Origin of the sequence: Klebsiella sp. CN_Kp100 (assembly GCF_040065315.1) — a bacterium.
Classification (GTDB): Bacteria; Pseudomonadota; Gammaproteobacteria; order Enterobacterales; family Enterobacteriaceae; genus Klebsiella; species Klebsiella oxytoca.
On sequence record NZ_JBEAIJ010000003.1, the window covers coordinates 141033 to 155972 of the forward strand.

Annotated in this window: 12 protein-coding genes; 8 read left to right on the forward strand and 4 right to left on the reverse strand. The window is 56.4% G+C overall.

Annotated features, from left to right (window positions below; translation table 11 throughout):
• On the forward strand, positions 1-924 hold the full coding sequence (locus ABLV12_RS03735; protein WP_064396804.1) for a Gfo/Idh/MocA family oxidoreductase: 924 nt from the start codon (positions 1-3) through the stop codon (positions 922-924).
• 112 nt (positions 925-1036) lie between these two features.
• On the forward strand, positions 1037-2572 hold the full coding sequence (gene murJ, locus ABLV12_RS03740; protein ID WP_023320709.1) for a murein biosynthesis integral membrane protein MurJ: 1536 nt from the start codon (positions 1037-1039) through the stop codon (positions 2570-2572).
• Positions 2573-2625: 53 nt separating this feature from the next.
• On the opposite strand, the gene ABLV12_RS03745 is transcribed toward murJ, so the two are convergent.
• Positions 2626-3840, reverse strand: coding sequence for an MFS transporter (locus ABLV12_RS03745; RefSeq protein ID WP_004101059.1), 1215 nt, complete (start codon positions 3838-3840; stop codon positions 2626-2628).
• A gap of 109 nt (positions 3841-3949) precedes the next feature.
• Between ABLV12_RS03745 and ABLV12_RS03750 the strand changes: the two genes are divergently transcribed.
• Positions 3950-4885, forward strand: coding sequence for a LysR family transcriptional regulator (locus tag ABLV12_RS03750; RefSeq protein WP_064345221.1), 936 nt, complete (start codon positions 3950-3952; stop codon positions 4883-4885).
• A 35-nt stretch (positions 4886-4920) separates the two neighbouring features.
• Here ABLV12_RS03750 and rne read toward each other — a convergent pair whose 3' ends face one another.
• Positions 4921-8157, reverse strand: a complete 3237-nt coding sequence (gene rne, locus ABLV12_RS03755; protein ID WP_348866783.1) for a ribonuclease E — start codon at positions 8155-8157, stop codon at positions 4921-4923.
• Positions 8158-8854: 697 nt separating this feature from the next.
• Here rne and rluC point away from each other — a divergent pair.
• Positions 8855-9808, forward strand: a complete 954-nt coding sequence (gene rluC / locus ABLV12_RS03760; RefSeq protein ID WP_115240149.1) for a 23S rRNA pseudouridine(955/2504/2580) synthase RluC — start codon at positions 8855-8857, stop codon at positions 9806-9808.
• 11 nt (positions 9809-9819) lie between these two features.
• Here the strand turns inward: rluC and ABLV12_RS03765 are convergent, their stop codons facing one another.
• Together ABLV12_RS03765 and ABLV12_RS03770 are read right to left on the reverse strand one after the other, a co-directional pair.
• Positions 9820-10965: an alpha/beta fold hydrolase gene (locus ABLV12_RS03765; RefSeq protein WP_064396810.1), complete on the reverse strand. Its 1146-nt coding sequence runs from the start codon at positions 10963-10965 to the stop codon at positions 9820-9822.
• A gap of 222 nt (positions 10966-11187) precedes the next feature.
• Positions 11188-11772 carry a nucleoside triphosphate pyrophosphatase gene (locus tag ABLV12_RS03770; RefSeq protein WP_064396813.1) on the reverse strand — a complete coding sequence of 195 codons (585 nt, stop codon included), beginning with the start codon at positions 11770-11772 and terminating at the stop codon, positions 11188-11190.
• Between the two features lie 141 nt (positions 11773-11913).
• Between ABLV12_RS03770 and yceD the strand changes: the two genes are divergently transcribed.
• From yceD to ABLV12_RS03790, 4 genes are all read left to right on the forward strand, one after another.
• The gene (gene yceD / locus ABLV12_RS03775; protein ID WP_004101075.1) at positions 11914-12435 is read left to right on the forward strand and encodes a 23S rRNA accumulation protein YceD; all 522 of its coding nucleotides are present in this window, start codon (positions 11914-11916) and stop codon (positions 12433-12435) included.
• Between the two features lie 16 nt (positions 12436-12451).
• Complete coding sequence (gene rpmF, locus ABLV12_RS03780) at positions 12452-12625, forward strand: 50S ribosomal protein L32 (protein ID WP_004101077.1); 174 nt, start codon at positions 12452-12454, stop codon at positions 12623-12625.
• Between the two features lie 202 nt (positions 12626-12827).
• Positions 12828-13925, forward strand: a complete 1098-nt coding sequence (plsX, locus tag ABLV12_RS03785; protein ID WP_024274027.1) for a phosphate acyltransferase PlsX — start codon at positions 12828-12830, stop codon at positions 13923-13925.
• 53 nt (positions 13926-13978) lie between these two features.
• Positions 13979-14932, forward strand: a complete 954-nt coding sequence (locus ABLV12_RS03790; protein WP_004101080.1) for a beta-ketoacyl-ACP synthase III — start codon at positions 13979-13981, stop codon at positions 14930-14932.
• The last annotated feature ends 8 nt before the right edge of the window (positions 14933-14940 follow it).

A 14940-nucleotide genomic window follows, 5' to 3' on the forward strand; every position in this document is an offset into this window, starting at 1 on the left:
ATGTCGGCGAAACTACGCATCGGCGTTGTTGGTTTAGGTAGCATTGCGCAAAAGGCCTGGCTGCCGGTGCTGGGAGCGGCGGATGGCTGGACGCTACAGGCGGCGTGGTCGCCGGGAAAAGAGAAAGCGCTGCGCATCTGTGAAACGTGGCGTATCCCCTATGCGGATACCCTGGAACAGCTGGCGGCGCAATGTGATGCTGTATTCGTCCATACTTCAACGGCTTCACATTATGAAGTGGTTAGTCGGTTACTCAATGCCGGAGTTCATGTCTGCGTTGATAAACCGCTGGCCGACAAGCTTAGCGATGCGGAGACGTTGGTTGAGCTGGCGGCCCGCCGCCGTCTTACTCTTATGGTCGGATTTAATCGCCGCTTCTCCCCTCTCTATCGCGAACTTAAAGCTCAGCTTGGTAACGCGGCTTCGCTGCGGATGGATAAACACCGTAGCGACAGCGTGGGCCACGATTTGCGCTTTACGCTGCTGGATGACTATCTGCATGTCGTCGACACCGCGCTATGGCTGGCGGGCGATAAAGCCCGTTTAAACGGCGGTACGCTACTCACGACGGCCCAGGGTGAAATGCTTTATGCTGAACATCATTTCAGCTGCGGGATGATCCAAATGACCACCAGTATGCACCGCCGCGCTGGAAGCCAGCGGGAGTGGGTGCAGGCGGTAACCGACGGTGGATTATATGAAGTCCGTGATATGCGGGAGTGGCAGGAGGAGCGGGGGCGCGGTGTCATCCAGCGTCCGGTCCCCGGCTGGCAGACCACCCTTGAGCAACGAGGATTCACCGGCTGCGCCCGGCATTTTATCGAATGCGTGCAAAATCAGACGGTTCCTGAAACCTCCGGCGAACAGGCGCTGCTTGCTCAGCGTATCGTGGAGAAACTCTGGCGCGAAGCAATGAGCGAATAACCCGTTGTAACAACTGGCAGTAGTAATTCATTATGAACCCGGTAGACTATCGCCACTTTCCAGCGCCCGCCTGAGCGGGCGTTTTACTCCAGGGTTGTGGAATAACACGTTAATGAATCTTTTAAAATCACTGGCGGCCGTCAGTTCGATGACCATGTTTTCGCGCGTGCTGGGTTTTGCGCGCGATGCGATTGTGGCGCGTATTTTTGGCGCAGGGATGGCCACCGACGCCTTCTTCGTTGCTTTCAAACTTCCGAATCTATTACGGCGTATTTTTGCTGAGGGCGCGTTCTCACAGGCTTTTGTGCCGATTCTGGCGGAATATAAAAGCAAGCAGGGTGAAGATGCGACCCGGGTTTTCGTCGCCTATGTTTCGGGCTTGCTGACGCTGGTGCTGGCGCTGGTGACTATCGCTGGTATGCTGGCGGCACCGTGGGTGATCACCATCACCGCGCCGGGATTTGCCAATACGCCCGAAAAGTTCGCCCTGACCACTCAGCTCTTGCGCATCACTTTTCCCTATATTCTGCTGATCTCCCTGGCTTCACTCGTGGGCGCCATCCTGAATACCTGGAACCGCTTTTCGGTGCCTGCTTTTGCTCCGACTTTCCTGAACGTCAGCATGATTGGTTTTGCGCTGTTTGCCGCGCCCTACTTTAATCCGCCGATGCTGGCCATGGCGTGGGCGGTGACGGTTGGCGGTATTTTGCAGCTTGCCTGGCAGCTGCCGCATTTGAAGAAAATCGGCATGCTGGTGCTGCCGCGAATCAACCTCAAAGATGCCGGCGCGGTGCGGGTGGTGAAACAGATGGGGCCGGCGATCCTCGGCGTCTCGGTTAGCCAGATTTCCCTGATTATCAATACCATTTTTGCCTCGTTCCTCGTCTCCGGCTCGGTGTCATGGATGTACTATGCGGATCGCCTGATGGAGTTTCCGTCCGGCGTGCTGGGCGTGGCGCTGGGGACCATTCTGCTGCCTTCTCTGTCCAAAAGCTTTGCCAGCGGCAATCACGACGAATACTGCCGTTTGATGGACTGGGGATTACGCCTGTGCTTCCTGCTCGCGCTACCGAGCGCAGTGGCGTTAGGGATCCTGGCCAAGCCGCTGACGGTCGCGTTATTCCAGTACGGGAAATTTACCGCTTTTGATGCCGCGATGACCCAGCGCGCGCTGGTGGCATATTCTGTCGGGCTGATGGGGCTCATCGTGGTGAAGGTGCTGGCTCCCGGGTTCTATTCGCGTCAGGACATTAAAACGCCGGTGAAAATTGCCATCGTCACGCTGATCATGACGCAGGTTATGAACCTCGCCTTTATTGGTCCGCTAAAGCATGCCGGTCTGTCATTGTCGATTGGCCTGGCGGCCTGCCTTAACGCCGGGCTGCTCTACTGGCAACTGAGGAGACAGAAAATATTCACCCCTCAGCCCGGCTGGTTCTTGTTCCTGCTGCGCCTGGTGATTGCCGTCATCGTGATGTCTGCGGCGCTGTTGGGTGTGATGTACCTGATGCCGGAGTGGTCGCAGGGGACGATGCCGTTCCGCCTGCTGCGTTTGATGGTAGTCGTGGTAGCGGGTGTCGTCGCCTATTTCGCGACGCTGTTGCTGCTGGGCTTCCGCGTCAAAGAGTTTGCTCGCCGCACGGTCTGAGTTCTCTTCCTGACACAAAAGCCGCCCTGTATTGCCAGCAGGGCGGCTTTTTTTTACCTGACGGTTCGTTGCGCCGAAACGACTCTCGCGCTTTCTATCAGGCGGATGCCGAGGGCGATAGCGCCGGTAATGACGGCGAGAGTCACTACACCGCTCCAGCCTGCTATCACATACAGTTTGCTTCCCAGCACTGAGCCGAGCGACATTCCGATAAACACGCCGGTAAACAACAGCGCATTGAGACGACCGCGCGCCTGAGGCTCCAGACCATACACCAGGTTCTGGTGCGCCACGAGGCTGGATTGCAGTCCAAGGTCAAAACCGACGGCCGAGATGGCAATCAGGATCAGCTGGCCATGCGGCGGTAGCGCAGGCAGCAGAAACATCAGGGCAAAAGAAACGGTAACCAGCGCCGCGCCCATTTGCGTGACTTTTTCGGCTCCGAATTTATCGGCCAGGCCGCCAGCCAGCGGGGCGGCGAGCGCCCCGGCAGCGCCTGCAATACCAAAGCCGCCGGCTACCGCGCTGCCCATCTGATAGTGCGCCAGTAACATGACCGCCAGGGTGGACCAGAATGCGCTGAAGGCGATAGAGAGGAACCCTTGGGCGAATGCGGCGCGACGCAGTGCCGGATAGCGTTTCCACAGGTGGGCCATCGATTTCATCAGCTGCGGATAAGTCAGGTTTGAGTGAATTTCAAAGCGCGGCAGCACGCGCCACATCAGCAGACCAATCAGTGCAATACTGACCGCAGCGGCCTGATACATCACCCGCCAGCCGAATAGCGCACCCACCAGCCCGCTCACCGTCCGTGACAGCAGGATCCCCAGCAGCAGGCCAGTCATGACCGTACCCACCATTTTCCCTTGTTTACCCGCAGGAGCCAGAATCGCGGCAGCTGGTACGATATCCTGCGCCATTGTCGCAGCCATCCCGATCAGCAAACTAACCATCAACAGAGTGGTGAGCTGACCGGTAAGGCTGCAGAGCAGCAACAGGACCGCCAGCGCGGCGCTTTTCATCAGGATCAGCTTTCTGCGATCGTGACGGTCGCCAAGCGGTAGAAGGAACAGTATACCCAGCGCATAGCCCGCCTGAGTCAGGGTCGGAACCAGACCCATACCCTCAACGCTCAAATGCAGGTTTGCTCCCATTAGCGGCAGCAGCGGCTGCGCGTAATAGATAGCGGCAACGCTGAAGCCTGCGCCGAGCGCAAGGATAAATATTACCCAGCCGGCTGCGCGGGAGGTGAGTGGTGTCGGTGTCATGATTGATTCCTCTTAGAAGCGATGGCGCTATTTTTCCCGTAATGAGGCTGGCGCGGTAGATAGCCCGGTGGTAAAACGGTTATACGCTAAACGTATAGGCAGAAGAAAAATGAAGAAGCAGGAGCGTATAGATCGTATTGAACTGATGCGTACATTCATTCGGATTGTCGAAGCCGGGTCTCTCTCCGCTGCGGCGGTCCAGATGAACACGACCCAGGCGACGGTAAGTCGACGACTCCAGTCGCTGGAAGGGCTGCTCGGCGCAAAGCTGATCCTGCGTACCACCCATGCGATGAAGCTGACCGATGACGGCGAGCGCTGTTACCAGCATGCCCGACAGATCGTCGATGCGTGGCTGGCGCTGGAAGACGACCTGCGCATCACCGATGACCGTCCGGTGGGGATATTAAGGGTACGGGCGCCGCATGCGTTTGGTCAGCAGCAACTGCTGGGGCCGCTGGTGGACTTTCTGCAGCGCTATCCCCAGCTATCGGTCGAATGGATGCTGAATGATAAAACCGTGGATTTCCTGAGCGATGGCATCGACTGCGCGATTCGCGTGGGGGCTGAGGTGGATCCGGCTACGGTGTCGGTCCTGCTGGCCGAGGTGCCGCGCAGCGTAGTGGCATCGCCGTCGCTGCTGGCGAACTATCCGCCGTTAACCGAGCCGCAGGAGATGTCGCTGCTGCCCTGGGTAGCCATCAGCACGTTCTATCAGCATGAGGTGATGCTGCAATCAGAGGTGGATGAGCAGCTTACAACCTTTAGCATTGCTCCGTGCCTGAGTACCGACAGCGTACATGTCGCCCGCAATACCGCGCTGGCGGGGCTGGGCGCGGCGATTGTTTCGAGCTGGGCGGTAGCGGAGGATATTGCCGCCGGGCGGCTGGTGGAGCTATTCCCGCAGTGGCGTGCCTCTCCGCTGCCGGTACATCTTGTCTATCCCTGGGCACGCTATTATCCGACGCGGTTGCGTAAGTTTCTCGATTTGATGCGCGAGGTTATGCCGCAGATTGCGGGGATGCAGCGACCGGAAGGGGAATAAAAAAAGACCGGCCGCTGGGGCCGGTCTGGTAGGCGTTACTCTACGGGCTGCGGACGGGTAGGCCCAGCAGCGGCTTTATGGGTCGCGCTATGGCCACCAGCAGCGCCCTTACCGTCAAAATCAAAGCTCGGGCGAACCCAGTCGCTTTGACGAGGCGCTTCAGGGACGTAGTCTGGCGCAGGCGCGCGGGTCATCGGCGCGGTGGCGTGACGATTGGCGACCTTAACGACCGGCACAGTCGTGACAACAGGTTGAGTCTTCACTACCGGCTCTGCCGCCGGTGCCGGCTCAACCACCGGTTCGCAAACGACAGGCGCTTCTTCAACAGCGGCCGCGGCTTCTTCAACCGCAGCAGGTTCAGCGACCGCTGCTTCCGGCTCGACAGCCTCTTTCGCCACGACGTCGACGGCTTCTGCGACAACCTCTTCGGCGACGGTTTCATCAGCCTCGGCAATCAGCTGCGGCTGTTCATCAACCGGTGCGGCGATAGCTTCCGGGTGCGTGGTTTCGACAACCGGAGCTTCAGGTTCGTTCATCATCGCCACAGGCTCAGAGATGACGACCGGCTCAACAACGCGCTCTTCAACTACCTCCGGGGCAACCACTTCAGAGACAGCCGGTTCAACGGCGGCCGCAGGGGTGATAACGGGGGCAACCGCGGTGGTAGCGAACTCCTGTACCTGCGCTTCTTCTTGCTGCTGGTCCTGCGGGCGAACGACAGGGTAACGGATCCACACTTTACCAGATGCCATTTCCGGCGATGCGCAGGCTACGGTCAGCGGCATCGGGGATTGCGTCGGGTAACGCTCATCACGGTAGCGACGACGGCGTTGGCCGCTTACGCGCAGGTGACGAGGGGAACGGCGCGAACGACGCGGCATACCGTTAGCTTCGCGTGCTTCGCCGGTATCGTCATGTTCCGCAGCGGTTTCAACAACTGCCGGCAGGTCGACTTTCGCCAGTTCCGTGCGCGGAGCTGCGGCTTCGGGTTGGACGGCTGGCGCTTCGATGACCTGAGGCGCGGCTACCGGCTCGACAATCTGCTCAGCGGCAGCAGATTCAATACGTACCTTCTGCGACAGCTGGCGCGGCTTGCGGCGCGGCATGGTCTGCACGCGTTCTTCCTGCTCGCTATCCTGTACGACCGGTTCTTCACGAGTTTGCGCTTTAGCTTCCTGCTGAACCTGACGCTTCTCGTCGTTACGACGGCGATTGCGTTCACGGCGCGGCGGTTGATCATCGCGAGCTTTGCCTTTATCGCTATCTTCTGCCGTTGTCTGGCGGATGTCGCGAGGTTCGACGTTCTGCTGCTTCTCGCGGCGGTTACGGCGGTTTTCTTCGCGAGATTCACGAACTTCGCTATTCTCGGCACGATTGTCGCGGTTATCCCGATTATCGCGGCGGTCGTTGCGATCGCGGCGGTTGTTGGCGCGCGGTTTGCGACGTTCCTGCTGGCGCTCGGATTTCTCCTCCGCTTTTTTCTCAACCTGGACTTCAGCCGGCTTAGTTTCTTCTGCGCCGGAGAAGATATTTTTCAGGGCGCTGAAGAAGCGTGCAACCAGACCCGGCTGCGCTGGCGCTGCCGACTTAGGTGCGGAAGCGGCTGGTGTTCCGACGGCAACCGTAGCTTTAGCAGGCTCTTGCTGAGCCGGCGCTGGTGGGGCATCAGGCATGACAAAAGCGGCCAGCGCCGGTTGCTCCGGAAGTTTACGCTCGGCCGGCTCTTCATCAGAAGGCATAGCCATCTCTTCTTCGTGCAGTTTCGGCAGCAGATAGCTCAGCGTGGAGGTCTCTTCACCCTTACGTACGCGCAGAACGGAGTAGTGCGGCGTTTCCATCTGATCGTTTGGCACGATGATGACGCGTACATCGGCCTGGCGGGTTTCAATGGCGCTTACCGCAGCACGTTTTTCGTTCAGGAGGTACGAAGCAATCGGCACCGGAACGATAGCGTGAACTTCTTTAGTGTTCTCTTTCAGCGCTTCTTCTTCGATCAAGCGCAGAATGGAAAGCGACAGCGATTCGTTATCGCGTACGGTACCCGTTCCGCTACAGCGCGGGCAGACGTGATGGCTGGACTCGCCAAGCGACGGGCTCAGACGCTGACGCGACATCTCCAGCAGGCCAAAGCGTGAAATGTGGCTGATCTGGATGCGCGCTCTGTCCTGGCGTACGGCTTCGCGCAGGCGGTTTTCTACCGCACGCTGGTGACGTACCGGGGTCATATCGATGAAGTCGATAACGATCAGACCGCCGAGGTCGCGCAGGCGCAGCTGGCGAGCAATTTCATCGGCCGCTTCCAGGTTGGTGTTAAACGCCGTTTCTTCGATGTCGCCGCCGCGGGTAGCACGGGCGGAGTTGATATCGATAGCGGTGAGCGCTTCGGTGCTGTCGATTACGATAGAACCGCCGGAAGGCAGGCGCACTTCACGCTGGAAAGCGGATTCAATCTGCGACTCGATTTGGTAGTGGCTGAACAGCGGAATTTCACCGGTGTACAGCTTGATTTTGCTGCTGAAATCCGGACGCCCAAGAGCCGCGATATGCTGGCGCGCCAGCTCAAGCACTTTCGGGTTGTCGATAAGAATTTCGCCGATATCCTGACGCAGATAGTCGCGGAAAGCGCGCACAATCACGTTACTTTCCTGATGGATCAGGAACGGAGCAGGGCGGCTTTCAGCGGCTTTCTGGATGGCTTCCCAGTGCTTCAGGCGGAAGCTTAAGTCCCACTGCAGCGCTTCGGCGGATTTGCCGACGCCAGCGGTGCGAACGATAAGTCCCATGCCATCCGGCAGCTCAAGGCTGGCCAGCGCTTCTTTCAGCTCGGTACGATCGTCACCCTCGATACGGCGTGAAATACCGCCAGCGCGTGGGTTATTCGGCATCAGTACCAGGTAGCTGCCCGCCAGGCTGATAAAGGTGGTCAGCGCGGCGCCTTTATTGCCGCGCTCTTCTTTATCAATCTGCACAATCACTTCCTGACCTTCACGCAGCACGTCCTTGATGTTAGGGCGGCCGTGAGAACTGTAGTTGGCAGGGAAGTATTCGCGGGCAATTTCTTTAAGAGGGAGGAAACCATGACGCTCGGCGCCATAATCAACAAACGCGGCTTCGAGACTAGGTTCAATACGAGTGATTTTGCCTTTGTAGATGTTCGCTTTTTTCTGTTCGTGCCCGGGGCTTTCGATATCCAGGTCGTACAGGCGCTGCCCATCAACAAGGGCGACGCGCAACTCTTCCTGCTGAGTTGCGTTGATTAACATTCTTTTCATCGTAACTTACTCATTATTCTTACATTGACGACTAAGCTACGGGCAGAGTAACGCCTTACCGGGGGAAACCGATGGCCTCGTGTCTGTTTCACGTCGCCAACCTCACGGTTGTCGCGCGCTTAAGAGGCGCAGAGTGTCGGTCGCCTGTATTTCAAACGGAAACACAGCGCAATTATCAGGGGAACTGCCTGGGATGTATCACCAGAGAAGATTCCATTTATACCCATCGTTTTTCAAGCAGCAGGCGTGGCGGCTTAACCTGCTCATTCTAATCATTTGATCGAAATGAGCGCCGGGATATCCCAGTGTGAACGCCTTCCTGCGACGTGAAATCCATAGAGCCTGTACCGGTAAGGACTGCAACCCGCAGCCCGCTAACTGTCTGAAAGATCAATACGTCTTACGCCATTGCTGCGTTGATGATCGGTCAGACAAAATTGGTCATTCCGCTAATTTCTTGTTCTAACAAGTTTCAGCACGGAAAACGGCATCATTATTCCATTGCTAAGCTCGTTATAGCAAGTTGACTTTCACCTTTTATCACCCGGTTACCCACAGTTTTTTCACCCGCGTATACGGATTGTTCTAATAACAAACAAAACGATGATGAAGCATGCGGCGAAAACCGGATGATAATAAATATAAGCATATAAAAATGAGTGGCGCTAATGCGTCGGGCTATTTAGAATCGCGCACCATGAAAACTGAGATCCCAAGCGTAAAAATGGTTGCCATTGCTGATGATGAAGCAGGGCAACGTATCGACAACTTTTTGCGTACGCAGCTGAAGGGCGTACCAAAGAGCATGATTTATCGCATCTTGCGAAAAGGCGAGGTGCGGGTCAATAAAAAGCGCGTCAAGCCTGAGTATAAGCTGGAAGCCGGCGACGAAGTGCGCATTCCGCCGGTCCGCGTCGCGGAGAAAGAAGAAGAGGCGGTCTCTCCCCACCTGCAGAAAGTTGCTGCGCTGGCCGATGTGATTTTATATGAAGACGATCATATTCTGGTGCTTAATAAACCTTCCGGGACAGCGGTACACGGCGGCAGCGGGTTGAGCTTCGGCGTGATTGAAGGTCTGCGCGCGCTGCGCCCGGAAGCGCGCTTCCTTGAGCTGGTGCATCGCCTCGATCGCGATACCTCTGGCGTTCTGTTAGTCGCCAAAAAGCGTTCCGCGCTGCGTTCCCTGCACGAGCAGCTGCGCGACAAAGGAATGCAAAAAGACTACCTGGCGCTGGTGCGCGGGCAGTGGCAGTCCCACACTAAAGTGGTGCAGGCTCCGCTGCTGAAGAATATTCTGCAGAGCGGTGAACGCATCGTGCGGGTTAACCAGGAGGGGAAACCGTCGGAAACGCGTTTTAAAGTCGAAGAGCGTTATCCCCATGCGACCCTGGTGCGCTGCAGCCCGGTAACCGGCCGTACCCATCAAATCCGCGTGCATACCCAATATGCCGGTCACCCTATCGCTTTTGACGATCGCTACGGCGACCGGGAATTCGATAAGCAGCTGTCAGGCACCGGCCTTAACCGGCTGTTTCTGCACGCGGCGGCGCTGAAGTTTACGCATCCGGGTACAGGGGAAGTGATGCGTGTTGAAGCGCCTTTAGATAACCAGCTTAAGCGTTGCCTGCAGGTTTTACGTAACGCGAAGTGATACGGACTTGCTCAGGGCTTGAGCCACTTATCAAGCCAAGGGAACACTTCATCCTGCTGTTCTTGATAAAAGACGTGGCCCAGTTCCGGCCACGTTCTGGTCTCCAGCTTATCCTGCGCGTTCTGTGACGCCCATACGTTATGCACCTTAGCGAAGGCGTCATTAACGGCTGCAGCGGGAAACAGCTTATCCTGCCCGCCGCTATAAATCAGCATCGGCCTGGGCGCTGCAATGCTGGCGATGTCGGGAATATCAAGATGTCCGGCCAGGCCCGGATGAAGCATATAAAACGCCGATTGACCGCGCAGAACGTTGTTGCCTGGCTGCATCAGGCCGTTCCAGGTACCGAACCAGGAGATCGCGGCAGTGGCGGCGACTTTGTCAGACAGGGCGGCCAGTTGCCAGGCGCGAAAACCGCCCATTGAAAAACCCAGTACCCCGATGCGTTTATTATCAACCTCTTTTAATGTACTGAGGAAATCGACGGTTCGCAGATCTTCATAGGCGACTTCCCCTGCCAGCGAGCGCCCAAGGTTAAAATAGTTACTGGCCAGCGCCTGCTGCTGCTCGTAGGTCATGGGGCCGCGATCCCCCCAGCCCGGGCTATCAATAGCGATGACAACATAACCGCGCTGCGCCAGCTCATCGCCGATGAACCGACCGCTGAAAAATTTATCTGCCCATGCCTCGGCGCTGGCCAGGCGTGCGGCATCCCGCAAAGGACGAATCAGTTTCTCCTTGCCTATGTCAAATTTTGAGCCATGGTCGTGCAGCAGGACAATGGCCGGGTGAGGGCCTGCTGATTTGGGCGTTAACATCAGAGCGGCAATCCGGTTTTCATCTGTGACGTTAAATGCCAGTTTCTCGGCGCGATAGGTGCCCCGATCTTCGCTCATCAGCGTTTGTGGGGTGAACGGGCTTGCTGATGTCGGCGTTAGCAGGGATTGCCGAAGCAGCGTGCGGGCGTGCTCTCGCCATTGATCGAAATGACGATAGTTTCCAGAGAGCCACGAGTCCGGATACGTCATCTGCGCTTTCAACTGCTGCCAGGAGGCGGGTAAATTGCCTTCTACGACGCCCTGGCGCTGCCAGTCGTTCGCGTTGACGCTGGCGGCGGCCAGCAGGGTGAGGGTCAAAAGCGTAGCGCGAAAAGGCATAGTTGCTCCATTTTTAAAATAAAACGTTGTTTTATTATTTTAATGGTGCGGCAAAAATAAACTGTGACAGGTAAGGCATTACTGTTGTGGGGGAGTACGCGTTGAACTGCTGCGTGGCGTTAAACAAACTCGACGCGGATGGATCTGTGACTTAAGTTCTTGATAAACGGCGTTATGGCATCGGGAAAAACACACCCTCTCCGATGCCATGCGTCATTATGTTCAGGTGAGCAGGGGATTGAAGCCTTCCCGGCGCAGCATTTGACATAACGCGATGAGCGGTAAACCGACCAGCGCGTTAGGATCGCGGCCCTCGAGTCTCTCGAACAGCGTGATGCCTAATCCTTCGCTTTTGAAACTGCCGGCGCACTGCAGCGGATTTTCTTTGCGGATATAGCTTTCAATTTCCCGATCGCTTAAATGGCGGAAGTGGACGTCAAAGGGTTCACATTCAGTTTGTAGATGACCCCTGGCAGAGTTATATAGCGCGAGGCCGGTGTAGAACGTGACGATGGTGCCGCTGGCCTTTCTCAACTGGCGATGGGCGTTCTCTTCGGTATGTGGTTTGCCGGTAATTTCACCGTCCAGGATACAAACCTGATCGGAGCCTATAATGAGGTGCTGCGGATAGCGTGCGGCGAGGGCCTGCGCTTTTGCCTGCGCCAGACGCATCACCAGCTGGCGGGCGGGCTCGCCGGGCAGCGGGGTTTCATCTACGTCCGGCGCCGCGCATTCAAAAGGCACCGACAGCTTTTCCAGCAGCATTCGCCGCCAGGGCGAGGTTGACGCGAGGATCAGTTCAGACATATTTTTTCATCCACATATAGCGCTTCGCAGAGCATCATTTTAAACTATGCGCCGCAATGTGTGCGAATAAATGGCAAAAGGCAACCTGAGGCTGCCTTTTTCTTTGACTCTATGACGTTACAAAGTTAATATGCGCGCCCTATGCAAAAGGTAAAATTACCCCTGACTCTCGATCCGGTTCGCACGGCTCAAAAGCGCTTAGATTACCAAGGTATCTATACCCGTGATCAGGCTGTGCGCGTCGCTGATTCTGTTGTCAGCGTGGACAGCGATGTGGAATGCAGCATGTCGTTCGCTATTGATAACCAGCGTCTTGCCGTTTTAAGCGGCGATGCGACGGTGTCGGTAACCCTCGAATGTCAGCGTTGCGGGAAACCGTTCCCCCATCATGTTCACACAACGTATTGTTTCAGCCCCGTCAGAAATGACGAACAGGCCGAGGCACTGCCGGAAGCGTATGAGCCGATTGAGGTTAACGAATTCGGTGAAATCGATCTGCTGGCGCTGGTTGAAGATGAAATTATCCTCTCCTTGCCTGTAGTTCCGGTGCATGATTCTGAACACTGTGAAGTGTCCGACGCGGACATGGTCTTTGGTGAACTGCCTGAAGAGGCACAAAAACCAAATCCATTTGCCGTATTAGCCAGCTTAAAGCATAAGTAATTGAGGAGTAAGGTCCATGGCCGTACAACAGAATAAACCAACCCGTTCCAAACGTGGCATGCGTCGTTCCCATGACGCTCTGACCGCAGTCACCAGCCTGTCTGTAGACAAAGCTTCTGGTGAAAAACACCTGCGTCACCACATCACTGCCGACGGTTTCTACCGCGGTCGCAAGGTTATCGCTAAGTAATCACGCATTACTCCATGGATTTCGCGTTGCAAGAAGACGCAAGCGAGAGAAGCGCCGGGAGCATAGCTCACTATGTGACTGGTGTGAACGAGCGCAGTCTACGCACTTGCAGCGCGAAAGACGAAGAGTAAAAGCGTGATGAAGCTTAGTGAGGATCTCCCTGGGTAACTGGGGAATAACCGAACCGAGCAGCGACGATACCTTGACACGTCTAACCCTGGCGTTAGATGTCATGGGCGGGGATTTTGGCCCTTCCGTGACAGTGCCTGCAGCATTGCAGGCACTGAACTCTAATTCACAACTCACACTTCTTTTAGTCGGCGATCCCGACACTATCGCGCCATTACTTGCCAAAGCTGATTTTGAACAACGTTCACGTCTGCAGGTTATCCCTGCGCAGTCAGTTATTGCCAGTGATGCCCGGCCCGCGCAAGCGATTCGCGCCAGTCGCGGTAGCTCAATGCGCATTGCGCTGGAGTTAGTAAAAGAAGGGCGGGCGCAGGCCTGCGTCAGCGCGGGTAATACCGGAGCGCTAATGGGGCTGGCGAAGCTGTTGCTCAAACCCATTGAGGGGATTGAGCGCCCTGCGCTGGTTACCATGCTGCCGCACCAGCTGAAGGGCAAAACGGTGGTGCTGGATTTAGGCGCCAACGTGGATTGCGATAGCACTATGCTGGTGCAGTTTGCCGTCATGGGGGCGGTCCTTGCGGAAGAAGTTATTGGTATTAAGGATCCCCGCGTTGCGCTTCTGAATATCGGCGAAGAAGAGATGAAAGGTCTCAGCAGCATTCGCGACGCGGCGGCCGTTTTGAAAACTTTGCCAACCCTCAACTATATTGGGTATCTGGAAGCCAACGAGTTGTTGACGGGGAAAACGGATGTGTTGGTTTGTGATGGATTCACGGGCAACGTCACATTAAAAACGATGGAAGGTGTTGTCAGAATGTTCCTTTCACTGTTGAAATCACAGGGAGAGGGGAAAAAAAGGTCGTGGTGGCTGCTTTTATTAAAGCGTTGGTTACAAAAAAGCCTGTCGAGGCGATTCAGTCACCTCAACCCCGACCAGTATAATGGTGCCTGTCTGTTAGGATTACGCGGTTCCGTGATCAAAAGTCATGGGGCTGCCAATCAGCGCGCTTTTTGCGTGGCGATAGAGCAGGCAGTGCAGGCTGTGCAGCGGCAGATTCCTCAGCGAATTGCCGCTCGCCTGGAATCTTTATACCCTGCAGGTTTCGAATTGCCTGAGGACGGCAGAAGCGGGAACGCCAGGCCTCAAAGCCCGGTGACCGGAAACGACTGACGCCTCGCAGTTTGAGTTAACCAGGTATATTACCCAAGAGTGACTGAGCGTACATGTATACGAAGATTATTGGTACCGGCAGCTATCTGCCTGAGCACGTGCGTACGAACGCTGAACTGGAAAATATGGTCGATACGTCAGACGAGTGGATTGTCACTCGTACCGGTATCCGTGAGCGTCGTATTGCCGCGCCGAACGAAACAGTTGCTACCATGGGCCTTGAAGCCGCTAAGCATGCGCTGGATATGGCGGGCGTAAAGCCGGAGCAAATTGGTCTGATTATTGTTGCGACCACCTCCGGTACCCATGCGTTTCCTAGCTCGGCTTGCCAGATTCAATCAATGCTGGGTATTAAAGGTTGCCCGGCCTTCGACGTCGCTGCGGCCTGCGCGGGTTTCACCTACGCGCTCAGCGTTGCCGATCAATACGTGAAAAACGGCGCGGTCGATTACGCGCTGGTGATCGGCGCTGATGTGCTGGCGCGTACCTGCGATCCTGCCGATCGCGGAACCATTATCATTTTCGGCGACGGCGCAGGTGCCGTGGTGCTGGGGGCTTCCGAAGAGCCGGGTATTATCTCTACGCATCTGCATGCGGATGGGAGCTACGGCGAACTGCTGACGCTGCCGAACGCCGATCGCGTCGATCCGGAAAACCCGATCTTCCTGACCATGGCGGGCAACGAAGTCTTTAAAGTGGCCGTGACCGAGCTGGCTCATATCGTCGATGAAACTTTAGCGGCGAATAATCTCGAGCGTTCGTCGCTGGACTGGCTGGTACCACATCAGGCTAACCTGCGTATTATCAGCGCCACGGCGAAGAAGCTGGGCATGTCGATGGACAACGTCGTCGTCACGCTCGACAGGCACGGTAATACTTCAGCCGCTTCTGTGCCTTGTGCGCTGGATGAAGCCGTGCGCGATGGCCGCATTCAACGTGGTCAGCTTATTCTGCTGGAAGCCTTTGGTGGCGGTTTCACCTGGGGTTCCGCGCTGGTTCGTTTTTAGGATAAGGA

Coding starts and splice junctions, on each gene's coding strand:
- ABLV12_RS03745 (WP_004101059.1), bottom strand. CDS start 3,840: ATGACACCGACACCACTCACCTCCCGCGCAGCCGGCTGGGTAATATTT.
- rpmF (WP_004101077.1), top strand. CDS start 12,452: ATGGCCGTACAACAGAATAAACCAACCCGTTCCAAACGTGGCATGCGT.
- ABLV12_RS03770 (WP_064396813.1), bottom strand. CDS start 11,772: ATGTCTGAACTGATCCTCGCGTCAACCTCGCCCTGGCGGCGAATGCTG.
- yceD (WP_004101075.1), top strand. CDS start 11,914: ATGCAAAAGGTAAAATTACCCCTGACTCTCGATCCGGTTCGCACGGCT.
- ABLV12_RS03735 (WP_064396804.1), top strand. CDS start 1: ATGTCGGCGAAACTACGCATCGGCGTTGTTGGTTTAGGTAGCATTGCG.
- ABLV12_RS03765 (WP_064396810.1), bottom strand. CDS start 10,965: ATGCCTTTTCGCGCTACGCTTTTGACCCTCACCCTGCTGGCCGCCGCC.
- murJ (WP_023320709.1), top strand. CDS start 1,037: ATGAATCTTTTAAAATCACTGGCGGCCGTCAGTTCGATGACCATGTTT.
- rne (WP_348866783.1), bottom strand. CDS start 8,157: ATGAAAAGAATGTTAATCAACGCAACTCAGCAGGAAGAGTTGCGCGTC.
- ABLV12_RS03790 (WP_004101080.1), top strand. CDS start 13,979: ATGTATACGAAGATTATTGGTACCGGCAGCTATCTGCCTGAGCACGTG.
- rluC (WP_115240149.1), top strand. CDS start 8,855: ATGAAAACTGAGATCCCAAGCGTAAAAATGGTTGCCATTGCTGATGAT.
- ABLV12_RS03750 (WP_064345221.1), top strand. CDS start 3,950: ATGAAGAAGCAGGAGCGTATAGATCGTATTGAACTGATGCGTACATTC.